A 21,163-nucleotide genomic window follows, 5' to 3' on the forward strand; every position below is an offset into this window, starting at 1 on the left:
CGGCCGGACCGGCACCGCTCAGGACGCGGCCGGACCGGCACCGCTCAGGACGCGGCCGGACCGGCACCGCTCAGGGCGCGGCCGGGGCGCGGTAGCGCAGCCCGTCCATCAGCAGGTCGAGGAGCCTACCGGCCTGGGCCCGTCGCCCCAGTTCGCCGAGGGCGAGGGCGATCCCGCCGATGCTGGCGAGTACGTCGCCCGGCTCGACGTCCGACCGGATGGTTCCGGCGGCGGCACCGGCCGCCAGAAGTGAGCTGATCGCGGCGGTCATCCGGTCGAGGGTGTGCGCGTACGGGTTGCCGCCGGAGGCGATGAGCGCGCGCAGTGCGTCCGCCATTCCGCGCTTGGTGGTCATGTAGTCGATGAAGCGATCCATCCAGCTCCGGATCGCCTCGTCCGGCGGCATGCTCTGGAGCAGTTCGGCCGCCGCGTCGCAGAGTCGGTCGAGTTCGTTGCGGTAGACCGCCTCGACCAGCGCCTCCCGGGTGGGGAAGTGCCGGTAGAGCGTGCCGATGCCGACGCCGGCGTCCTTCGCGATCGCGTCGAGGGTCGCCTCCGGCCCCTCCCGGGAGAAGGCCCGGAGGGCGGCGTCGAGCAGCCGGTCGCGGTTGCGCTGCGCATCGGCCCGCAGTGGGCGCTCGCCGGTGGCCGCCACGGCTCCTCCTCGTCCTGGGCTCTTCCGGCCCGATCGGTGTCGACGAACCCTCGGGAACGGGGCACGACGGCCGGGTCGGAGTGACCCGGCTCACTTCCCGGGTCAGGGGTATCGCTGGCAACCGGAGGACCCTCCGATTACAGTCGGCTGTAGTGGAGGCGCCTCCGCTTCGAATCATACCGGTCAACGACCCCGGTCGGCACCGCCGACCCGAAGGGGAAGATCATGCCTGCCAACATCCGCATCAGCACGCCGTTCTCCGCCGAATCCACCACCGCAGAGGTCGCGGCGGGCGTCGACCTCCCCGGCCGCCGGGTCATCGTGACCGGCGGCGCGTCCGGGATCGGTATCGAGACGGCCCGCGCACTCGCCGGCAGCGGCGCCGAGGTGACCCTCGCGGTCCGTGACCCGGCCGCCGGGGAACGGACCGCCGAGGACATCGCGGGAACCACCGGCAACCAGCGGATCCTCGTCGCCCCGCTGGACCTCGCCGACCAGGCGTCCATCGCGTCGTTCGTCGCCTCCTGGACCGGCCCGCTGCACATCCTCGTCAACAACGCCGGCGTGATGGCGTCGCCCGAACTGCGTACGCCGCAGGGCTGGGAACTCCAGTTCGCCACGAACCACCTCGGTCACTTCGCGCTCACCACCGGACTGCACCGGGCGCTCGCCTCGGCCGGCGGAGCCCGGGTCGTCTCGGTCAGCTCCAGCGCACATCTGCGCTCGCCGGTCGTCTTCGACGACATCCACTTCCGGGAGCGCCCCTACGAGCCCTGGTCCGCGTACGCCCAGTCCAAGACCGCCAACGTGTTGCTCGCGGTCGAGGCGACGAGGCGCTGGGCCGACGACGGCATCACCGCGAACGCGCTGATGCCGGGCGGCATCCGTACCAATCTCCAGCGACACATCACCGAGGAGGACCTGGAGCGGATGCGCGCCCAGGCCGGGGTGGCCACGTTCGTCTGGAAGACGCCCGAGCAGGGTGCCGCCACCTCCGTACTGGTCGCGACCTCGCCCCTGCTCGACGGCGTCGGCGGCCGGTACTTCGAGAACTGCGCCGAGGCCGAACCGCACCGGCCGGGCACCCTGACCGGTGTCGCGGCGCACGCCCTCGACCCGGAGGCCGCCGCCCGGCTCTGGGAGGTGTCGGTCCAGACCCTGGCCGGCTGACCCGGGTCACCGGCGTCCGCGTCGCGGTACGCCCCCCGGCGGCGATCCTGCCGAGCAGCGCCGCCATCGCGATGCTCGGCAGGATCAAGAAGAGATGGTCGACCCGGAACTGGTCCCGGACCAGGTAGGTGAAGAGCGACACCGTGAGCACCCCGGCCGCCCACGCGAACGCGAAGATCATCGCTGGAACGGCCACCCGGCGCGGCAACAGCAGCGACACCAGGGCGAAGAGCGTGAGCAGCAGGTCGGGGACCAGGAACGGATTTCCGGAGCGGATCGCGTCCGAGGTCCAGAAGTAGTAGACCATCACCAGCGTCAACGCGGCGGCGACGCCACGGGCGACCAGCACACCGTCCCAACTCCTGCCGACCGGACCAGCCATCGTCGTCTCCTTCTCCGCCGCGTACGACCCCGTCGGCGCCGCTGCCACCGACGTCAAGGAGTCTGGCGGGTACCGGTGGGGAGCCGGAAGCGTGCCAGTACCCAGGACGGACGGGGCTGGCCGTACCCGCCGGGTGTGGCTACCCGCACCGCGGCCCGAATCAGTTGTTGAGGTACCGCAGCACGGCCAGCACCCGTCGGTGGTCGTCGGGCCGGGCCGGGAGCGCCAGCTTGGCAAAGATGCTCGTACAGTGCTTCTCCACCGTCCGCTCGGCGATGTCGAGCCGGCCGGCGATGGCCTGGTTCGTCCTCCCCTCCGCCATCAGGGCGAGGACGGCCCGCTCCCGGTCGCTGAGCCTGCCCAGCGGATCGTCGTCGCGGTTCCGCCGACCGACCAACTGGTCGACGACGATCGGATCGAACGCCGAACCACCGCCGCCGACCTGACGGACCGCCGCGGCGAACTCCGCCAGGTCCGAGACCCGGTCCTTGAGCAGGTAACCGACGCCCCGGGCACCCCCGCCGAGCAGTTCCACCGTGTAACTGACCCGGACGTACTGCGACAGCACGAGCACCCCGGTCTCCGGATGGCGTCGGCGGATCTCCCGCGCCGCCCGGAGTCCCTCGTCGGTACGGGTCGGCGGCAGCCGGATGTCGACCACGGCCACGTCGGGACGGTGCCGGGCCACCTCGGCGAGCAGCGTTACGGCGTCCGCGACGCTCGCCACCACCAGGAACCCGGCCTCGGTGAGCAGCCGGACGAGACCCTCCCGCAGCAGGGTGTTGTCCTCGGCGAGAACTAGCCGCACGGCAGTACCGCCCGGACCCGCGTTCCGTTCCCGGGCCGGCTCTCCACCCTGAGCGACCCCCCGCAGGCCGCCGCCCGCGCGGCCAGACCACGAAGTCCGGAACCGCCGGCCGGATCGGCGCCTCCCCGGCCGTCGTCCCGGACGTCGACCACGAGCTGCCCTTCGGAAACCCCGATCCGCAGGTCGGCCCGGCCCGCCGCCGCATGCTTGGTGATGTTCGCCAGGGCCTCGGCGACCACGTAGTAGGCCGTCGTCTCCACCTCCGGCGGCAGCCCGGCCGGAACGTCGACCCGGAGTCGCAGGGGTACCGGCGACAGTGCCGTCAGCTCCCGGACCGCGCCGGCCAGGCCCCGCTCGGTGAGCACCGGTGGATGCAGCCCCTGGGTGAGGGCACGAAGCTCGCCGAGGATCCCCAGCGTGGCGTTCTTGGCCTCGGCGATCAGCGGAACGGCCCGGCCCGGGTCGGCGGGCAGTACGGCCTCCGCCAGGCCGAGCGTCATCGGAATCGACAACAACCGCTGCTGTACGCCGTCGTGCAGGTCGCGTTCCAGCCGCCGACGTTCCGCCTCGCCCGCCCGCAGCAGCGCGAGCCGGGAGTCGGCGAGCTGCCTGAGCCGGGCCCGCAGGTCGGCCGTCAGGCGGGCGTTCTCCAGGGCCAGCCCCGCCGCCGCACAGGTAGCCTCGATCAACTCTGGCTCCTCCGCCAACGCCCGGTCGTGTACGAGTATCGCGATCGGCTCCCCGGCGCGGTCGATCCGGGTCGACAACCGGTCCGGTTCCTCGGCCAGGGACGGCGACACCGTACGTCCGTCGAGGTCCACGTACCGGTCCGACTCCGGTACCCAGTAGCCGACCCGCAGGGTCGGGTCGTGCAACGTCCGGGCCAGCGCCACCTCGATGGATTCCGACCGGGACGCACCGTGCAGCCGGACGACCAGGTCCGCCACCCCGCTCCGGTCCACGCGGCGGCGCAGCATGCCCGCCAGGTATCCCAACGGGATCGCGGCGAGCGTCAGGTGCAGCACCAGGGTGAGCGCCGAGACGTCCCACCCGACGATCCGGGCCGGCTTCACCGCCACGAACATCGTCACCGCCACCACGCCGATCCCGAACACCGGGTTGAGGTAGCGGCGCCCGGTCACGCTGCTGCGTCGCCAGCGGACGAGTTGCAGGCCGACGATCGCCGAACCGGTGAGCAGCACCCCGACGATCGCGATCACACCGGCCCGGTTCGACCCGTCGGCCCCGGCCGGCCCGGCCCGCAGCGCGGTCGAGATCCCGACCACCGCGACACTCAGGTAGGCCAGTCCTCCCACCAGTCGCGGCGCCGACGCCCCGAGTCGCCCGGTCGGATAGGCCACCACCAGGTGCGCCAGCACGGCCGCCCAGGCTCCGCCGCGTACGACGTCGAGCCCGTCGGGCATCGAGATCGGGAGCGGCAGCTTGGCGAGCCACCACAGCACGCCGACGGTGACCAGCAGTGGCCCCACCCGGTTACGGGGTCGCGCCCGCCAGCCGACCAGGCCCGCCGCGACGAAGCTCAGGCCCACGCCGACCGCGACAGCGAGCACGGCACCAGTCGAGCACGAGCCACGGCCCGCTGGGAACCCCGGCCCGGTGCCGCGTCGGCTCAGCTCAGTGCGGAGACCGCCGCCCGGAGCCGGTGCCGCAGGCGGTCGTCCGACCACACTGGATCGCGAAACCCCGCGGTGATCACCCGCTCGTCGCGCTCCGCGAGGTCGGTAAGCCTCGGCACGGCACCGGTCGCGCCCATCTCCGCCAGGAGTTCGACGGCACCGCCGTCCGTGACCGGATCGGCGACGACGGTCAGGAGCGGACCGGCAAGGTCCTCGACCGCCGCGCCGGACCGCCACAGTGCCCTGGCGGCGCCGACCCGCCCGAGCCGCTCGCCCCGCCGGAGGAGCTTCCACAGCTCCGGTGCGAGTTCGGCACCCGCGTCGATCTCCGCGACGCAGGAGGCGGCGGCGCCCGCCGGGGCCGCTCCGGCGCCGAGCACCGCACGCAGCGTCGGCAGCACGAGACCGAGGTCGCCGGTGGCCCGCCACGCCAGCCGGGCGGCGGCGACCTGGTCGTACCGATGGTCGGGCACCGGCTTCGTCGTACCGGTCAGCCACGGTTGCAGGACGGGCAGCAGCGGCGCGGCGGCTGGTCCGGCGTCGGCGACCAGGCGCAGCTCCCAGGCGTCGTACCGGTGCTGCCGCGCCAGTCGGATCGAGGCCGCCGCGACCAGCGGGCCGGCGTCCCCGGTGAGTCGCAGGATCGCGTGGCCCGACCTGACGTCGCCGGCCTCGGCCCGTCGTTCCAGCAGCGGTACGGTCGGCAGCGCGGCCGGTCCGATGTCCGCGAGTGCGCCGGGGACGACCCCCTCGGCCAGTGGAAGGGCGGCCGTGATCTCGGCCACCGCGCTGGCGGCGGCCGGGCCCCAGGCCCCCAGTAACCCCACGAGGGCGCAGGCGACATTCTCGGGCGTCGGGGCGGCGAAGTAGGAGGACGGGTCGGCGTCGTCCGGCCGGATGGGGCCGGATTCGCCGAGGACGGCCAACCGGTGGCGTACGGCCGCGAGGACGGCGGGGTCGAACGAGATCGGGTACGCGTCGAGCAGCGCGAGCGCCCACGGGTCCCGGCCGGACTCCCAGGTTGCCAGCAGTGCGGCCCGGTGGCCCGGATCGTCGAGTCGGACCAGCACGCCCAGCGCGGTGTCCGCCCCGCCCCGGTCGGGATCTGCGGCGACGGCGCCCGACAGGGCGATCGCCGCCAGTTCGGTGGCCACCGTCGCGGCGGCCTCACCGGCCAGCACGGTAGCGTCGACGGCCGCGTTCCGGACCAACGGGTCGGCGTCGGCGAGCAGTTGCCGCAGCATCGGCAGCAGTTGCACCGGGGCGGAGCGGGACCGACCGAACCGGCTGCCCGACGCCGCCGCGATCCTGACCCGGGCCCCGGAGGCGCCCGCGGTCGCCACGCCGCCGGCCAGCGTCGTCGCCGTGTCGCCGTCGACCGCCGCGAAGATCTCGCCGAGCACGCCGTCGTGCCGTCGCCACGGGTTGTTCCAGTTCTCCGGCTGGCTGAACGCCTCGGCGACCGGGCCGAGCACTTCCGGCGCCAGCGACAGCCCGGCCCGGATGGTGGCCAGGGCAGCGGCTGCCCGGACCGCGAAGGGCTCGGAACGTGCGGCCGAGCGCAGCAGACCGGCAGACCCGTCCGGGTCGCGCAGGGCGAGCCCGGGAAGCAGGACGGCGCGGACGTCCGGCTCGGTCTCGGCGGTCCACCGCTCCCGCAGGGCGTCGAGTGTGTGCGGGCCGCAGTTGGCCACCGCGTAGGCGGCGCACGCGCGGATCCGAGGATCCGGATCGGCGAGCAGCGGCATCAGAGGTCCACTGTGTACGGCCACGGCGGCCTGGACGGCGGGCTGGTCCTCCCCGTTGGCCCGGTACCGGTCGCACAGGTCACCGAGCATCCGCAGCAGGTGTTCCCGCATGTCGACGCCGGGCGTCGACGCCAGTTCGATCAGGAACGGCACCGCCACCACGGTCACCGGATAGACGGTGCCCTGATGCCAGATGCTTGACGCGAAGTCGTACCGGCCCTCGCGGGCCACCTCCGGGTCGGGCGAGGCCATCGCCCGGAGGATGTCGGGCGCCTCCGTGCACGGGCCGTAGGCCCCGTCGTGGTACGCCCAGTCGATGTCGTCGAGCCCGTCCAGCACCGGCCCACGGTACAGAGACTGGGCCCGCCCGGTCGTCCGGGCCGGCCGTGGTGGGCCGGCCCGGACGTCGGGATCATGCGATGTCGAACCGGTCGAGGTTCATGACCTTGACCCACGCCGCGACGAAGTCGCGCACGAACTCCTCCCGCGCGTCGTCGCTCGCGTAGACCTCGGCGAGCGCGCGCAGCTCCGAGTTCGACCCGAAGAGCAGGTCGACGCGGCTTCCGGTCCACTTGACCTCGCCCGTCGCGGGGTCACGAGCCTCGAAGGCGCTCGCGTCCTCGGACGTCGGCTTCCACGTCGTACCCAGGTCGAGCAGGTTGACGAAGAAGTCGTTGGTCAGCGAGCCGGGGTTCGTGGTGAAGACGCCCAGCGGCGACTGCTGGTGGTTCGCACCCAGGACGCGGAGACCGCCGACGAGGACCGTCATCTCCGGCGCGCTCAGGGTCAGCAGGTTCGCCTTGTCGACCAGCAGGAACTCGGCCGGCAGGCGGTGGCCCTTGCCGAGGTAGTTGCGGAACCCGTCCGCCGTCGGCTCGAGCGGGGCGAAGGACTCCACGTCGGTCTGCTCGGCCGACGCGTCCGTACGGCCCGGCGTGAAGGGCACCTCGACGGCCTGGCCGGCGTTCCGGGCGGCCAGTTCGATCGCCGCGGACCCACCGAGCACGATCAGGTCGGCGAGCGAGACCTTCTTCCCGCCGGTCTGGGCGGCGTTGAACGCCTCCTGGATCCCCTCCAGGGTGTGCAGCACCCTCGCCAGCTCGTCGGGGTTGTTGACCTCCCAGCCGCTCTGCGGTTCGAGGCGGATCCGCGCCCCGTTGGCGCCGCCGCGCTTGTCGCCGCCCCGGAACGTCGATGCCGACGCCCACGCGGTGGAGACGAGCTGGGACACCGACAGCCCCGAGGCCAGGATCTGCGCCTTGAGGGTGGCGACGTCCTCCGCGTCGACCAGCTCGTGCGTCACCGCCGGAATCGGGTCCTGCCACAGCAGCGTCTCGGTCGGGACCTCCGGGCCGAGGTAGCGGACGACCGGCCCCATGTCGCGGTGGGTCAGCTTGAACCACGCCCGCGCGAAGGCGTCCGCGAACTCGTCCGGGTTCGCCAGGAAGCGCCGCGAGATCTGCTCGTAGACCGGGTCGGCCCGGAGCGCGAGGTCCGTCGTCAGCATCGTCGGGGCGTGGCTCTTCGACGGGTCGTGCGCGTCGGGGACGGTGCCGTCGCCCGCGCCGTCCTTCGGCTTCCACTGGTTCGCACCGGCCGGGCTCTTCGACAGCTCCCACTCGTACCCGAAGAGGATCTCGAAGAAGCTGTTGTCCCACGTGGTCGGGGTGTTGGTCCACACGCCCTCGAGGCCGCTGGTGATCGTGTCCCCGCCCTTGCCGGTGCCGAAGCTGTTCCGCCAGCCCAGGCCCTGCTCCTCGAGCGGGGCGCCCTCGGGCTCGGCGCCGACGTGGTCCGCGGGGCCCGCGCCGTGGGTCTTGCCGAAGGTGTGACCGCCGGCGATCAGCGCGACCGTCTCCTCGTCGTTCATCGCCATCCGGGCGAAGGTCTCCCGGATGTCCCGGGCCGAGGCGAGCGGGTCCGGGTTGCCGTTCGGGCCCTCCGGGTTGACGTAGATGAGGCCCATCTGGACCGCGGCGAGCGGGTTCTCCAGTTCCCGGTCGCCGGTGTAGCGGTCGTCACCGAGCCAGGTGGTCTCGGGGCCCCAGTAGACGTCCTGGTCGGCTTCCCACACGTCCTCGCGGCCACCGGCGAAGCCGAAGGTCTTGAAGCCCATCGTCTCCAGGGCGACGTTGCCGGTGAGGATCATGAGGTCGGCCCAGGAGAGGCTCTTGCCGTACTTCTTCTTGACCGGCCACAGCAGGCGGCGGGCCTTGTCCAGGTTCCCGTTGTCCGGCCAGCTGTTGAGCGGCGCGAAGCGCTGCTGCCCGGCGCCGGCACCGCCACGGCCGTCGCTGATCCGGTAGGTGCCCGCGCTGTGCCACGCCATCCGCACCATCAACGGGCCGTAGTTGCCGTAGTCGGCGGGCCACCAGTCCTGCGAGGTCGTCAGGACCTCGGCGATGTCCCGCTTCACCGCGGCGAGGTCGAGAGTCTTGAACGCCTCGGCGTAGTTGAACTCGGCACCGAGCGGGTTGGCCACGGCAGGGTTCTTGGCGAGGATCTTCAGGTTGAGCTGGTTCGGCCACCAGCCGCGGTTGCCGCCGCCCTCGGTCGGGTGGGGGGCGCGTCCGTGTGCGACCGGGCAGCGGGACTCGCTCCCCGCGTCGGCGTCATGGACGACGGCATCGTGATTCTCGGACATCCGGTTCCTTCCGTGATTCTGCGGAGCAGTGCGCTCAGGAACTGCCTGTGGTGGAGCAGTCGGGGCAGATGCCCCAGTAGACGACCTCGGCCTCGTCGATCGAGAAGCCGCTGTCGTTGGACGCGGTCAGGCAGGGCGCGTCGCCGACGGCGCAGTCGACGTCGGCGATGCGGCCGCACGACCGGCACACGACGTGGTGGTGGTTGTCCCGGACCCGCGACTCGTAGCGGGCCACCGAGCCGGAGGGCTGAATGCGCCGGACCAGGCCCGCGGCCGTCAGCGCATGCAGTGAGTCGTACACGGCCTGGTGGGACACCTCGGGAAGATCGCGGCGTACGGCACCGATGATCGAGTCGGTGTCGGCGTGCGGATGCGTGTGCACCGCTTGCAACACCGCCACCCGAGGACGGGTCACCCGCAACGCGGCGCCGCGCAGCATCTGCGGGAAGTCCAGGGTCGTGGCCACGCGCCGAAGTCTGGCCAGTTTTCTGGAATCGGTCAAGAATATGGGCCGGACATCACCCCGACCGACTCCCTACGACGAGCAAAGCGTCCCCCCGACCAGCGGAGCGCCGCCTGCGGTACCGCAGTTCGCGCTGGTCCACCGCGAGCTTCTCCGAACCGAGGGCATCGCCGTCGGGCGACCCATAGTCTGCGGACGAGCAGGAGCAGGAGGAGTTCCATGGGAACGCTGGACGGGAAGGTGGTGCTGATCACCGGCACGGGCGGGGGAATGGGCCGGGTAGGGTCGCTCATCTTCGCACGGGAGGGCGCCAGGATCGTCGGGTGCGACATCCAGACCGGTGGCAACGACGAAACAGTCGATCTCGTACGTCGTGCCGGCGGTGAGATGACGGGGATCGCGCCGATCGATCTCACCGACCCGGAACAGGCACAGCGGGTCGTCGAGGAGGCCGCGGCCGCGTACGGCGGACTCGACGTCGTCTACAACAACGCCGCCTCGCTACGTTTCGGCGCCATGCCCGACTTCTCGGTCGACGACTGGCGGGCGACAATTGCCGGCGAACTCGACATCCCGTTCTTCGTGTCGAAGTTCGCGTGGCCGCACCTGGTCAGGCGCGGCGGCGGCGTCATCATCAACGTCGCGTCCATGGCCGGCATGATCGCCGGGGAGGTCCCTCCGATGATCGGGCACTGTGCGGCGAACGCCGGCATCATCGGCATGACCCGACAACTCGCGCTCGAGGGCGCGCCCGTCGGGATCCGCGCGGTGGCGATCAGTCCGGGGCCCGTCCTGAGCCCGGCAAGTGAACGCGACCTCGGCGACGACCAGGCGGCCCGGGACGCGATAACCCGCAAGACGCTGCTCAAGCGCTTCGGTCGACCTGAGGAGGTCGTCGAACTGGCGGCCTTCCTCGCCTCCGACCGGGCGTCGTACCTGACCGGTGGCAACTATCCGGCCGAGGGTGGCGCGACCGCCTGGTGACTGGACCGGGCGGCCGCCCACCTCGTACCGGGGCGGCGCTCAGCCGCGCATGGTCCACCGCTGGTTGGGCTGGCCGTTGCAGGACCAGAGAATGATTTTCGTGCCGTTACCCGTGCCCGCCGCGTTCGCGTCCAGGCACAATCCGGACTGCACGCCGCTGATGCTGCCGTTGGCGTTGACGTTCCACTGCTGGTTCGTGCCGGCGTGGCAGTCCCAGATGATCACAGCGGTGCCGTTGCTGGTGCCCGCGCCGTTGGCGTCCAGGCACTTGTTGCCGTACACCATGAGCTGCCGGCCCGACGTGTGGGTCCACCGCTGCCCGGTGCTGCCGTTGCAGTCCCACAACTGCGTCTGGACCCCGTTGGTGGTGCTCGCATTCGGCACCTGGAGGCAGCGGCCCGACTGGTCCCCCACGATCGCGACGCCGCTCGTCGGCGGGTTCGACGTCGGGGTGGGGGTCGGCGTCGAGGTCGGCGGCGAGGTCGGCGGCGGCGTGCCGGGAGTGCCGTCGAGGCCGAGGAAGGAGATGGCGTACGCGATCTGACCGGCCTGCGGCAGCTCGTGACCCACCCCGCTGATGCTGATGCCCTCGACGGCGGCCTGAGTGCCGCTGTCGCCGTACCGGGTGCGGGTCCAGTTCGACTGCGGACGATCGGTGAACACCGGGGTCTGGCTGAGCCCGTTGAGGTTGGTCCACTGCTTGATCTCTTCACCGAAGTTCACGTACGACAGCGTGGTGTCGGTGGCCCCGTGCCAGAACTGCATCCGGGGATACCGGCCGGAGTAGCCGGGGTACATCGCCCGGGCCGCGTCGCCCCACTGCTGGGCGGTCCTGGTGAGTTGTCCCCCGGCACACTGGCTGTTCCAGGTGTTGGTGCTGCTGCCGGTGGCGAAACAGGTGGCGGGCACGCCGCTGAACGACGACCCCGCGGCGAACACGTCCGGATACTGGGCCGCCATGACGTTGGTCATCATCGCGCCGGAGGAGAACCCGCTGACGTACACCCGGCCCGGGTCGACGTTGTGGCGTTGCTTGGCGTAGTTGACCATCGAGATGATGCCGTCCGAGTCGCTTCCGCCTCCCCGCCGCAGCCCCTGGGGCGAGTACACGTCGAAACACTTGCTGCTGCGCGTCACCTCGGGCAGCACGATCACGTACCCGTACCGGTTCGCGGCCGTGACGTAGTCGCGACCGTTGCCGTTGAAGATCGCCGGTGCCGATCCGCCGCAGTAGTGGATCAACACCAGAAGTGCCGGCCTCGGTCCGACGTTGTCGGGCACGTAGATGTACATGTTGAGGCCGCTCGGGTTGTTGCCGAAGCCGGTCACCTGGGTCAGCGAGGCCGCCGCGGCCGGCTGCGCCACCATCAGCATCGCCATCGCGAGCAGCGGCATGGCGGCGACAACCGCCCCCAGCCTGAGTAGACGCTTCACCGGCATGGTCCTTTCGATGCACGGACGGGTGCTCGGGGCTCCGCCGAGGGTGGTGTCGGGCTGGCCGGGCCGGTGCGTTCCGCGACCGGTCGCCGTCACCTGGGCCGGAACGGTTGGTCAGGTAACACGACAGACATCATACCTTTGACATCGAGTTCTACCTATACCGTGCCTCGCGCCACCCTCGCCGTCAAGTCAGGGCCAGAGCCGTGAGGTGACCGCGCGCGGTCACACCCGCCAAGCAGACGACGAGGTAGAACATTGTGTTCTACACTCGTCCCCATGGAGCGCATCGGTGTCCGAGAGCTGAACCAGAACACGAGCCAGGTGTTGGCCCGGGTGAGCGGTGGCGAGACCATCGAGATCACGGATCGTGGGCACCCGATCGCCCGGCTCGTTCCGGTGGGTGACGACCGGTCGACGCTGGCCAAGCTGGTGGCTGTGGGGCGGGCCGTTGCCCCGGCCGGCGGCGGGCCCGTTCCGCTTCCGCCGAAGCTCGGTGACGAGAATGTCGACGTGGCCGCCACGGTCGCCGCGATGCGCGACGAGGAGCGCTGGTGATCTATCTCGATTCCGCTGCCGTCGTCAAACTCGTGCGGCAGGAGGCATGCAGTGTCGACCTTGTCTCCTGGCTCAACACCCACGACGATGTGCCGCTGGTTTCGTCCGCCCTTGTCGAGGTGGAAGTACCTCGAGCGTTGCGCCGGTCAGCCCCGCAAGCCTTGATCGGTGTGCCGGCGGCCGTCGGGCGGCTCTTCCGACTGGAGATCGACAACACGATCCGCGCGACCGCAGCCGCGTTCGCCGAGCCGACGCCGCGCAGCCTCGACGCCATCCACCTCGCCACCGCCCAGGTTCTGACCAACGAGTCCGGGACGGCACTCATCGCCTTCGTCAGCTACGACCGGCGACTGCTCGAATGTGCCAAGGCCGTGGGGTTGCCAGTAGCGAGTCCAGGCCAGAACTGACCGGCAACTCCCACGGGAAGACCGAAAGGCCCTGCCACCACGTCATCCAGCGAGGCGGCCCCGGAGGAAATCGGCGATCTCGACCCGCGCGGCCTTGGCCTGCGGCACCACGCCCGGCATGCTGAGGAACGCGTACGTCGCTCCGGGATGTTCGGTGAGCCGCGCGGGCGTCCCGGCCTGGCGCAGCCGTTCGGCGTACGCACGTCCGTGGTCGGCCACCGGGTCGAGTGTCGGCACCACGACGAGTGCCTGGGGCAGCCCGTTTGACACGCTTGCACGCCGAACCACTCGGCGGGTGAGTTTCGCGGGGTGGAGCCGAGGAGGACTTTCCCACGGCTCGGCTCGGCTCGGGTCGGGGCGGGGCGACATCCTCTCCGAGGACGAGTTGCCAGCGTGCCCGTACTGCCGGGCCAAGTACAAGGGGCTGATGTTCGGCCCCGGTGAAGAAGACGTCCAGCGGTGAAGACCGGCTCGTCGAGCTGGACGGCACCACCGTCGGCGTACTGCTCGTCGCGCAACTCGCACAGAAGACCGAGCGAGACGACCGGGGTGACGCGTACGCCGATCACGGCCTGGTCTTTGCGCGGGAGGAGCCGATCACGGCCTGGTCTTTGCGCGGGAGGACGGGAACCCGCTGGCGCTGGACGGCATCACGAAGCGGTTCAAGGCGCTGTGCCGGTCGGCCGGCGTCCGCCCGGTCCGGCTGCACGACCTTCGGCACGGTGCTGCGTCGCTGCGGATGAAGGCCGGCGTTGACATGGGCGTGATCTCGAAGGTGCTCGGCCACTCGTCGATCGCGATCACGAACGACACCTACGGGCATCTGCGCGCGGGGGTCGGGAAGGACGCCGCGGAGAAGGCCTCGAAGCTGGTCCCGAGAAACCGGCATGACCAGTCGGTGACCAGTACAGCGAAAACCGCTGCCGGGGAGGAGTCCTCGACAGCGGTTGATGCCGGTCAAGCCGGTGGGCCGCCTGGGACTCGAACCCAGAACCCGCGGATTAAAAGTCCGCTGCTCTGCCAATTGAGCTAGCAGCCCGTGTCCAGCAAGGCTACCGGATCGCTCACCGTACGTCCCGGGGGTATCTGTCGCGGCGGCGGCCTCGTCGCGGCCACGGTACGGCTCCGGCCGGGCCGATGGTCGGGATGCTGGCTGTCAGGGAATCCGTAGGTAATCCCGCATCCTCCTGCGCCGGGACCTGGTCTTTTGTCCGTTGAGCGGGATCGGTGGCCGGTGGGACTGCTCTGGGACTGTCCGACCCGGTGGGGTCCGTGTCGGTCCGCGGACCGGCCGGTCGGTTGCGGGGGGGGTGAGGGCGGCGGTGCGTTCGGCGATCATCCGGTCGATCTCGTCGAGGCTGGCGGGGTAGATGTCGGCGGTCACGGTGACACTGGCGTGGCCGAGCTTCTTGCGCATGTCGAGCAGGTCAGCACCGGCGGCTTTCATGTAGGTCGCGGCGGAGTGCCGGCCGTCGTGCAGCCGGATCGGCGACAGACCCGCCGCGGCGTAGTCGCGCTGGAAGCGGTCGGTGACGCTGCTGGGATGCCAGGCCCGCCCGTCTGGCTGGCGGAAGATCGGCCAGGCCATCGGATAGGCACTCTTCTCGGCACGAGCGTACGCCTGACAAGCTGAACGATGGCGTACGGAGAGTGACGGGACGCCGGTGTTCGGCGCGCCCGCTCGGCGGCAAATGAGGTGCGCCACGAGGCCTTGTTGTATCCCCGGTACAGCCGGGAGGAACTCGGAGGGAGGTTCTTGGGTCCGATGGCTTACCTGGATCCGAAAGGTGAAGGGGACAAGAGCATGCCAGGAAAGCAGCGGTCGCGCCCAGGCGTACGGGTGCGAGGTGCTGGGGACCCGCGGAATATGGTGAGAGCTGGATTGCCCGAAGCCCAATCTCCAGCAGATGCAAGCCGCCATCCACCGGAAAGACGTCTGAACCGGTGCCGCGCCCTGCGTCAGCATCGCTCATCGGCTGACGCAACCTCCGGGGCGCGGGTGATGGCCAGTGAGGGCATTCAAGGAGATGAGTGGGCCGCCTAAGTTCCGCTTGACGCGTACAACGAGGACGAACGTGGGATCGCCTACGGGACGCGAGTCCTATGGCGACGGAGGCCCCGTAGTAGTCGCAGGAGTCGCGACCTGCCAAGGAGTCCGGGAGAGCCGGAAGCAGGGCGAAGGGGCCAGGTGACCGGGCATCGCAAGCCGGGAGGCAGGCGAAATGCCGAGCGCCGAGACGGAACGTGATGCCCTGCGTGGGCTGGGTGGGTGCACCCGCTGACACGTGATGGTCGCTGGAGAGCCCGTTGCTGGGAAACTGGCACGGCGGGTTCGGGCCGGGGGCCGCTGGAAAAGGACCTATCAGGGTACCTCGCCAGCGGCCTACCGGTACTGCGCCCGCGCCTACCGTCCTCATGCACTCGATCTCGCCTCTGACTGTTCTAGCTGTACTGACCCGAGAGGTTGGGGACGCGGCTGGCGGGTGGTAGGCCGCCGAGTGCGGTGTGTCCGCGGTGGTGATTGTAGGTGTGCAGCCAGGCGGGCAGGGCTTCACGGCGTTCGGTTTCGGTGCGGTAGGGGCGTGCCTAGGCCCATTCATCGAGCATGGTGCGGTTGTAGCGTTCGACTTTTCCGTTGGTCTGGGGTCGGTAGGGCCGGGTGCGTTTGTGGCTGATTCCGGCGGTGGTGAGGGTGTCGCGCCATACGCCTGCCTCTACTTCGCGGCGTTGCGGCCGAGTGAGGCGCTGGGCCTGCGGGAGCGGGACTGTCATCTTCCGGCACCGGTTGGGGTCTACTGACGGTGGGGAAGTCACGGCAGGCGGCGGGAAGCGCTACACCGGGTCGCGGACGGAAAGGTGATCAGTCCGGCGCGCCGAGCACGGCGGCGACGCTGTCCACGAACCACCGCTCGAACCGCTCGACCGGCCACCCGCGCTCGCGAACCAGCCAGTCGTAGTTGCGGACGTCCTGCGCGAGCCACAGCACGTCGGCGGCCCGCTCCTGACTCACCAGGACCTCACCGGTGGCCGCGAGATCGACGGCGAACATCCCCATGCCGCGGCGCCGGTCCGCGAGGTTCTTGCGCCAGATCGCCGCGGCGTCGGCGTCGGCGGTCGCAGCGCCGGCCAGCGCCAGCATCACGTGCACCTGCCGGGCGTGAGTCTCGGCGAGGTGCCGGGCATACCGGGTGAGCTTCGCCCGCAGGCCGGTCAGCGCGCGGATGTCGGTGACGAACGACCGGTCCGCCATCGCCACCCGCTCGTCGTCGCCGACCAGGGTGACATCGACGAGATCGGAGAGCAGCTGGCGCTTGTTGCCGAACACCGCGTACACGGTCTGCACTGCGACGCCGGCCTCAGCGGCGACGGCGGTGAGCGGCGTCGCGGCGTAGCCCGGGTCCACGAACAGTTTGGCGGCCGCGTCGAGGATCGCTCGTCGGGTCTGCCGGGCCTGTTCCTGACGGCGGGGTGAGACGTAACGCCGGTTGACAGTCACGTGCGTAGCGTAGTCCACTATTCGATAGAGTCTAACTCTGCCGACTAAACATCAGGGGACAGCCATGCCGTACGGCGTCGTGCAAGACATGCCCGGAGTCAGTGAGCAGGAATACCGGCAGGTGGAGAAGCACCTCGGTCCGGACCGGCCGCCGGGACTGCTGGCCCACGTGGCCGGCCCGTCCGACGAGGGGTGGCGGATCATCAACATCTGGGCCGACGAGGCCTCGTTCCGCAGGTTCCAGTCGGAACGCCTGGTCCGGGCCGCCGGGCTGGCCGCCCAGGAGGAGGGCTTCGATCCGGCGAAGGCCGCCGCCTTCCGGTCGGCGAGCGTCGACGGCGCCGAGATGCCGTTCTGATGACCGACACCGCCACGCTGCGCGCCCGCAACGCCGACTTCTGGGCCCGGACGGCACCGGGATGGGTCAATCAGGCCGACCGGCACGACGAGATCGGCCGGCCGCTGGGCGCCGTGGCACTCGACTGGCTGCTACCCCAGCCCGGTGAACGGGTGCTGGACGTCGGCTGCGGGTGTGGCGGCACGACCGCCGAGATCGCGCGGGCCGTCGCTCCGCTGGGCAGCGCGATCGGTCTTGACCTCGCCGAGGCGATGGTCGCGACCGCGCGGGAACGGTTCACCGCACCTGGCTGCGCGGGACCGCGGTTTGTCGCCGGTGACATCGAGACGCTAGATGCCGTACCCGGGTCGCCGTTCGACGCCGTCTACTCCCGGATGACGTTGATGCTGCTCGCCGATCCGGTCGCCGGCCTGACCACAGTCCGGCGGTCGATGCGTACCGGCGGCCGGCTAGCAGCGACGGTGTTCCGCGACGGCCGGGTGAACCCGTGGCTGCCGTCGGCGATGCTCGGTGCGGCGACACACCTGGGACCGTTGCCGCCGCTGCCTATCGGCGACGAGCCGGGACCCTTCGCGTTTGCCGATCCGGCCCGGGTGACCCGCCTGCTCACCGCCGCCGGCCTCACCGACATCGGCATCCACCCGTACGACGTCACACTCGACGCCCCGGACGATCCAGAAGCGGTCGCCGAATGGCTCATCGAGATCGGCCCCGCCTGCGCGACCTACCGGGACGCCGAGCCAACCACCCAGGGCCACGCCCGGGCCGGGGCGGCACGCCTGCTCGAACGGTTCCGCACTGCCGGTACCGGTTACCGGCTGCCGACCGGACTCTGGTTGATCACCGCCCACTCAGACAGGACCAGCACATCATGACCTTTCACCGGCGCCTCGCAGCGTTCCTCACACTGATCATCAGCACCGCCGTGGTGACGGGCTGTTCCTCAACCGACACCGACCCACCGTCGGCCGCACCGGCGGCGGGCGGCTCCTATTCGGCGAAGGACGTCTGCGCCTACCTGAAGGGCGAGATCCCGGCGCTGAAGGAGGTCGGCAGCCCGGTCGGGCGGCATGCCAACCTGGCCGGCAAGCTGGCCACCTTCTTCGAGTCCCACGGCAAGCCCGAGAACGGCGCCGCACTGGACGCGGCGACCAAGGCGGAATGCCCGGCCGTGCGTACCGAGGTGCTCACCTTAATCGACGTAGACAGCTTCAGCTCGTTCTAATACTCCAGCCGTACCTGGTTGATTCGGTGTCTTCGCTGGTAGTGGGCTTGTTTGGCGCGAATTTGGTGTCGGCGCCGCCATCGTGACCATCGATGGACGTGGTCGAACGGTCGGGTGGTGGTGATCAGGTGCCAGGATGACAGCGAGAGCATCAGTCGCCCTGCGAGACGGAGCGGACGGCCCGGCCGCTCCGGCCGACGGAGCCCACAGTCACCGCCGCAAACGCCGGTCCACCGCCTACGGACCGCTCAGTCGCTCCCCCTGACAGGGCTTTCGACGCTGGGCTTCGACCCGACCCGTTTCCAGACCGAGCCGCCAGCCTGCTACCGGGCCTCCTGGCAGCTACCCGGACCGGACTTCCGCCGGCAGGCGACGACGAGCTTACGACTCCAGATGAGCTACACACTCACCTCCAGGTCCGCTGGGCGCACGAAAGACGGAGGTTAGGGCGTCGATCAGCGCACGCACCGCGGGCTGTGTCAGTGAGATCTCCCGAGCGGCCGCATAGATCGTGCGGATCGGCTCCGGATGGCGGACCTGCCGGACGACGATCCCCGGGTGGCGTGTGCCCAGCGCCAGGCGGGGGATGAGGCTGACTCCGAGGCCTGCGGCGACGAATCCCTGAGCCGTCGCGTAGTCCTCCGACTTGGCCACGACGTCAGGGGTGAAGCCCGCTGCGGCGCAGGCGTCGACTATTGGCTCCAGGCAGGGGCCGGGCGGTTCGCTGCCGACCCAAGGTTCGCTGGCGAGGTCGGCCAGGTTCACCACCTGCTGCGTGGCGAGCGGATGCCCGGTGGGCAACACAACCTGGTACGAGTCGTCGAGCAGGCGTACCAGTCGAATCCCCGGGCGGCTCTCGCCGGTCGGCCTGCGAACGACGATGGCCAGGTCGCCGTTGCCCTGCTCGACGTCCGGCAGGGATTCCTGCGGGTCGGTCAGCTTGGGGTCGACCGTCACGCCGGGATGCTCGCGCCGGAGCCGGGCGATGGCGGGCGCCAGCAGGGTCGGGCCGACCGAGGCGAAATAGTGGATCGTCAGGCGGCCCGTACGCCCGGCGCGCAGGTCGGCCAGCGCGGTCTCGGCCTCGGCGACGTGCTGGCTGATGATCGCCGCGTGTCCGATGAGCAGCTGGCCCGCCGCTGTGGGCTGTACGCCCCGGCCGACGCGTTCGAGCAGCTCAACCCCGGTTTCCTTTTCCAGCGCCGCCACCTGCTGGCTGACGGCGGAGGGGGTGTAGCCGAGGTGTGCCGCCGCCGCGGTCACCGACCCGCTGGCAGCCACCGCCCGCAGTACCTGCATCCGCCTCACATCGATCATGTAGACGAACTTAACAGATATGCAGAATCTTTTGCTTGTCCTTCAGGATCACCCAGGGCACCGTTTCAGACGAGAACCGACCGAGGAGATCAAGTGAACGGTGTCGCAGGCAAGGGCTGGACGTGGGCAGGCGTCTGGGTGCTCGCCCTGCTGTGGGGATCGACGTTCCTCTGGATCGAGCTGGCCCTGACCGCGCTGACACCGGTCCAGGTCACCCTCAGCCGATGCGTGCTCGGAGCCGCCACCCTGCTGATCGCCTGCCTCGCTACCGGCCGGCGGCTGCCCCGTCACCGGGCGACCTGGGGTCACATCACCGTGGCCGCGTTCTTCTGCAACGCCCTGCCGTTCGCGCTGTTCAGCGTCGGCCAGCAGACGATCGACTCGGGGATCGCAGGCGTCCTGAACGCGACCACACCGCTGTGGACTCTGCTGGTCGGCCTCGCCCTCGGCTCCGAGCGCGGACTGCGCCCGACCCGGCTGGCCGGGCTCCTGCTCGGATTCGCCGGCGTCGTACTGATCTTCGCTCCCTGGCAGGTGACCGGGCCGGTCGGCTGGGGCGCGCTCGCGATCGTTGCCGCCGCGGCGAGCTATGCCGTCGGCTTCGCATATATGGGCCGTCACCTGGTTGGCAAGGCCATCCCCACCATCTCCCTGTCCGCCGCGCAGCTGATCGCTGCGACCGGCATGACCGCGCTGGCCCTGCCGGCGGGCGGCCTCACACCGATCGACATCGACCCGCCAACGGCGATCGCCGTACTGATCCTCGGGATCGTCGCCACCGGGATCACGTTCCACCTCACCTACCGGATCATCGCCACCGAGGGCGCCACCAACGCTGCGACGGTCGGCTATCTGCTGCCGGTGGTCTCAGTGGCGCTGGGGGCCGTTGTGCTCGACGAGGGTTTCAGCCTCCGGATCGCTGCTGGGATGGTGGTCGTGCTCGTCGGGATCGGCCTGACCCGCCGGCACAAGCGGCCGCTGTCGGCATCGGCGCCGGCGGTAACCCCGGCCGCGCTGGCCACGCCGAGAACCCTGACCAGCCTTCCGGGAAGAGAACAGGACATACGAAAGTGACCGCACTGACGGTAAGCGCGACCCCCGCTGCATCGCTGCCCGCGGACTGCATCGTGATCGGTGTCGCGAAATGTCCCAAGGGGCCGATGCTGGCGCCCGGCGCGGCGGCGGTGACCGAGGCGTTCGACGGCACGCTGGCAGAACTCCTCGGCACCCTCGGCGTGACCGGTGCCGAGGGCGAGGCGTTCAAGCTCCCCGCGCCCGCCGGCATCGAGGCCAGACTGGTCCTCGCGGTCGGCCTCGGCGACGCCGCCGACAACAACACCGGGTGCGACACCGAGGCGCTGCGCCGGGCCGCCGGGGTGGCCACTCGGGTTCTGGCCGGCGTCGGGACGGTCGCACTGGCGCTGCCGGCCGGGACCGTCGAGGCCGTGGAGGCGGTGGCAGTGGCGGTGGGTGGCTTACTCGGCGCGTACGCCTTCACCGCCTACCGCACCACCGACCACGCCGCGGCCCCGGTCCGCGAGCTGGCGATCCTCGTGAACCGCGACGGCCGGACGGACGCCGAGGCCGCCGTGCGACGCGCCGGCGTGCTCGGCCAGGAGCTGAACTGGGCCCGTGACTTGGTCAACACGCCGGCCAACGACCTGCACCCTGAGAGCTTCGCCGCCGCCGTGGTTACGGCCGGCCGGGAGCATGGGTTGGCGGTCGAGGTGCTCGACGAGGAGGCGCTCGCGGCGGGCGCCTTCGGTGGCATCCTCGGCGTCGGGCAGGGCTCGGCGCGACCGCCGCGGCTGGTGCGGATCGCTCACACCCACCCCGAGGCAAAGGTGAGTCTGACCCCGCGCGAACCAGCCTAG

Annotated in this window: 22 protein-coding genes, 1 tRNA gene and 2 pseudogenes; 12 read left to right on the forward strand and 13 right to left on the reverse strand. The window is 70.7% G+C overall.

Annotated features, from left to right (window positions below):
* Nucleotides 1–70: 70 nt before the first annotated feature.
* Entirely contained in the window at nucleotides 71–655 is a 585-nt protein-coding gene (locus I0C86_RS24090) for a TetR/AcrR family transcriptional regulator (RefSeq protein ID WP_196203565.1), read from the reverse strand.
* A gap of 225 nt (nucleotides 656–880) precedes the next feature.
* Here I0C86_RS24090 and I0C86_RS24095 point away from each other — a divergent pair, with 225 nt between their 5' ends.
* Both I0C86_RS24095 and I0C86_RS24100 read left to right on the forward strand, forming a co-directional pair.
* Complete coding sequence (locus tag I0C86_RS24095; RefSeq protein WP_196203566.1) at nucleotides 881–1,825, forward strand: SDR family NAD(P)-dependent oxidoreductase; 945 nt, start codon at nucleotides 881–883, stop codon at nucleotides 1,823–1,825.
* A gap of 128 nt (nucleotides 1,826–1,953) precedes the next feature.
* Nucleotides 1,954–2,124, forward strand: a complete 171-nt coding sequence (locus tag I0C86_RS24100; RefSeq protein WP_196203567.1) for a hypothetical protein — start codon at nucleotides 1,954–1,956, stop codon at nucleotides 2,122–2,124.
* Between the two features lie 243 nt (nucleotides 2,125–2,367).
* Here I0C86_RS24100 and I0C86_RS24105 read toward each other — a convergent pair whose 3' ends face one another.
* The 5 genes from I0C86_RS24105 to I0C86_RS24125 form a co-directional block, all read right to left on the reverse strand.
* Nucleotides 2,368–3,015, reverse strand: coding sequence for a response regulator transcription factor (locus I0C86_RS24105; RefSeq protein WP_196203568.1), 648 nt, complete (start codon nucleotides 3,013–3,015; stop codon nucleotides 2,368–2,370).
* A complete protein-coding gene (locus tag I0C86_RS45130) occupies nucleotides 3,006–4,586 on the reverse strand; it encodes a sensor histidine kinase (RefSeq protein ID WP_196203569.1) in 1,581 nt (526 codons plus the stop codon). Before I0C86_RS45130 ends, I0C86_RS24105 begins: the two co-directional genes overlap by 10 nt.
* Before the next feature lie 59 nt (nucleotides 4,587–4,645).
* Complete coding sequence (locus I0C86_RS24115; protein WP_196203570.1) at nucleotides 4,646–6,739, reverse strand: hypothetical protein; 2,094 nt, start codon at nucleotides 6,737–6,739, stop codon at nucleotides 4,646–4,648.
* Between the two features lie 73 nt (nucleotides 6,740–6,812).
* Entirely contained in the window at nucleotides 6,813–9,044 is a 2,232-nt protein-coding gene (gene katG / locus I0C86_RS24120; protein ID WP_196203571.1) for a catalase/peroxidase HPI, read from the reverse strand.
* A gap of 34 nt (nucleotides 9,045–9,078) precedes the next feature.
* Nucleotides 9,079–9,483: a Fur family transcriptional regulator gene (locus I0C86_RS24125; RefSeq protein ID WP_196203590.1), complete on the reverse strand. Its 405-nt coding sequence runs from the start codon at nucleotides 9,481–9,483 to the stop codon at nucleotides 9,079–9,081.
* A gap of 243 nt (nucleotides 9,484–9,726) precedes the next feature.
* Between I0C86_RS24125 and I0C86_RS24130 the strand changes: the two genes are divergently transcribed.
* Complete coding sequence (locus I0C86_RS24130) at nucleotides 9,727–10,491, forward strand: SDR family NAD(P)-dependent oxidoreductase (RefSeq protein WP_196203572.1); 765 nt, start codon at nucleotides 9,727–9,729, stop codon at nucleotides 10,489–10,491.
* A 39-nt stretch (nucleotides 10,492–10,530) separates the two neighbouring features.
* On the opposite strand, the gene I0C86_RS24135 is transcribed toward I0C86_RS24130, so the two are convergent.
* Nucleotides 10,531–11,925, reverse strand: coding sequence for an extracellular catalytic domain type 1 short-chain-length polyhydroxyalkanoate depolymerase (locus tag I0C86_RS24135; protein ID WP_407676342.1), 1,395 nt, complete (start codon nucleotides 11,923–11,925; stop codon nucleotides 10,531–10,533).
* 282 nt (nucleotides 11,926–12,207) lie between these two features.
* Here I0C86_RS24135 and I0C86_RS24140 point away from each other — a divergent pair, with 282 nt between their 5' ends.
* Both I0C86_RS24140 and I0C86_RS24145 read left to right on the forward strand, forming a co-directional pair.
* Nucleotides 12,208–12,486 carry a type II toxin-antitoxin system Phd/YefM family antitoxin gene (locus I0C86_RS24140; protein ID WP_196203574.1) on the forward strand — a complete coding sequence of 93 codons (279 nt, stop codon included), beginning with the start codon at nucleotides 12,208–12,210 and terminating at the stop codon, nucleotides 12,484–12,486.
* Nucleotides 12,483–12,893 carry a type II toxin-antitoxin system VapC family toxin gene (locus I0C86_RS24145; RefSeq protein WP_196203575.1) on the forward strand — a complete coding sequence of 137 codons (411 nt, stop codon included), beginning with the start codon at nucleotides 12,483–12,485 and terminating at the stop codon, nucleotides 12,891–12,893. The genes I0C86_RS24140 and I0C86_RS24145 overlap by 4 nt, the downstream gene beginning before the upstream one ends.
* 42 nt (nucleotides 12,894–12,935) lie before the next feature.
* Here I0C86_RS24145 and I0C86_RS24150 read toward each other — a convergent pair whose 3' ends face one another.
* Nucleotides 12,936–13,163 carry an alpha/beta hydrolase gene (locus tag I0C86_RS24150; RefSeq protein WP_323373817.1) on the reverse strand — a complete coding sequence of 76 codons (228 nt, stop codon included), beginning with the start codon at nucleotides 13,161–13,163 and terminating at the stop codon, nucleotides 12,936–12,938.
* A 379-nt stretch (nucleotides 13,164–13,542) separates the two neighbouring features.
* Here I0C86_RS24150 and I0C86_RS45520 point away from each other — a divergent pair.
* A pseudogene (locus I0C86_RS45520) lies at nucleotides 13,543–13,662 on the forward strand (hypothetical protein); the annotation flags it as partial.
* Between the two features lie 197 nt (nucleotides 13,663–13,859).
* On the opposite strand, the gene I0C86_RS24160 reads toward I0C86_RS45520, so the two are convergent.
* The 3 genes and pseudogenes from I0C86_RS24160 to I0C86_RS24170 all read right to left on the reverse strand — a co-directional run.
* Nucleotides 13,860–13,932: transfer RNA gene (locus tag I0C86_RS24160), tRNA-Lys, on the reverse strand.
* Nucleotides 13,933–14,049: 117 nt separating this feature from the next.
* Nucleotides 14,050–14,481 (reverse strand): tyrosine-type recombinase/integrase, encoded by a 432-nt coding sequence (locus I0C86_RS24165; RefSeq protein WP_196203576.1) that lies wholly within the window; start codon nucleotides 14,479–14,481, stop codon nucleotides 14,050–14,052.
* A gap of 854 nt (nucleotides 14,482–15,335) precedes the next feature.
* A pseudogene (locus I0C86_RS24170) lies at nucleotides 15,336–15,569 on the reverse strand (integrase core domain-containing protein); the annotation flags it as partial.
* On the opposite strand from I0C86_RS24170, the gene I0C86_RS44540 reads away from it, so the two are divergent.
* Nucleotides 15,561–15,692, forward strand: coding sequence for a hypothetical protein (locus I0C86_RS44540; RefSeq protein WP_255527808.1), 132 nt, complete (start codon nucleotides 15,561–15,563; stop codon nucleotides 15,690–15,692). The pseudogene I0C86_RS24170 and the gene I0C86_RS44540 overlap by 9 nt on opposite strands.
* A 61-nt stretch (nucleotides 15,693–15,753) precedes the next feature.
* On the opposite strand, the gene I0C86_RS24180 is transcribed toward I0C86_RS44540, so the two are convergent.
* The gene (locus I0C86_RS24180; RefSeq protein ID WP_323373818.1) at nucleotides 15,754–16,389 is read right to left on the reverse strand and encodes a TetR/AcrR family transcriptional regulator; all 636 of its coding nucleotides are present in this window, start codon (nucleotides 16,387–16,389) and stop codon (nucleotides 15,754–15,756) included.
* 88 nt (nucleotides 16,390–16,477) lie between these two features.
* Here I0C86_RS24180 and I0C86_RS24185 point away from each other — a divergent pair, with 88 nt between their 5' ends.
* From I0C86_RS24185 to I0C86_RS24195, 3 genes are read left to right on the forward strand one after another with little or no spacing between them, the layout of a single operon-like run.
* Entirely contained in the window at nucleotides 16,478–16,747 is a 270-nt protein-coding gene (locus I0C86_RS24185) for a hypothetical protein (RefSeq protein ID WP_196203577.1), read from the forward strand.
* On the forward strand, nucleotides 16,747–17,622 hold the full coding sequence (locus tag I0C86_RS24190; RefSeq protein ID WP_196203578.1) for a methyltransferase domain-containing protein: 876 nt from the start codon (nucleotides 16,747–16,749) through the stop codon (nucleotides 17,620–17,622). Before I0C86_RS24185 ends, I0C86_RS24190 begins: the two co-directional genes overlap by 1 nt.
* Nucleotides 17,619–17,972, forward strand: coding sequence for a hypothetical protein (locus I0C86_RS24195; protein ID WP_196203579.1), 354 nt, complete (start codon nucleotides 17,619–17,621; stop codon nucleotides 17,970–17,972). The genes I0C86_RS24190 and I0C86_RS24195 overlap by 4 nt, the downstream gene beginning before the upstream one ends.
* A gap of 381 nt (nucleotides 17,973–18,353) precedes the next feature.
* On the opposite strand, the gene I0C86_RS24200 is transcribed toward I0C86_RS24195, so the two are convergent.
* Complete coding sequence (locus tag I0C86_RS24200; protein ID WP_196203580.1) at nucleotides 18,354–19,289, reverse strand: LysR family transcriptional regulator; 936 nt, start codon at nucleotides 19,287–19,289, stop codon at nucleotides 18,354–18,356.
* Nucleotides 19,290–19,382: 93 nt separating this feature from the next.
* Here I0C86_RS24200 and I0C86_RS24205 point away from each other — a divergent pair, with 93 nt between their 5' ends.
* Nucleotides 19,383–20,363: a DMT family transporter gene (locus I0C86_RS24205; RefSeq protein ID WP_196203581.1), complete on the forward strand. Its 981-nt coding sequence runs from the start codon at nucleotides 19,383–19,385 to the stop codon at nucleotides 20,361–20,363.
* On the forward strand, nucleotides 20,360–21,163 hold the full coding sequence (locus tag I0C86_RS24210; protein WP_196203582.1) for a M17 family peptidase N-terminal domain-containing protein: 804 nt from the start codon (nucleotides 20,360–20,362) through the stop codon (nucleotides 21,161–21,163). The genes I0C86_RS24205 and I0C86_RS24210 overlap by 4 nt, the downstream gene beginning before the upstream one ends.

It is taken from the genome of Plantactinospora alkalitolerans (genome assembly GCF_015690345.1).
GTDB classification, from domain to species: Bacteria; Actinomycetota; Actinomycetes; order Mycobacteriales; family Micromonosporaceae; genus Plantactinospora; species Plantactinospora alkalitolerans.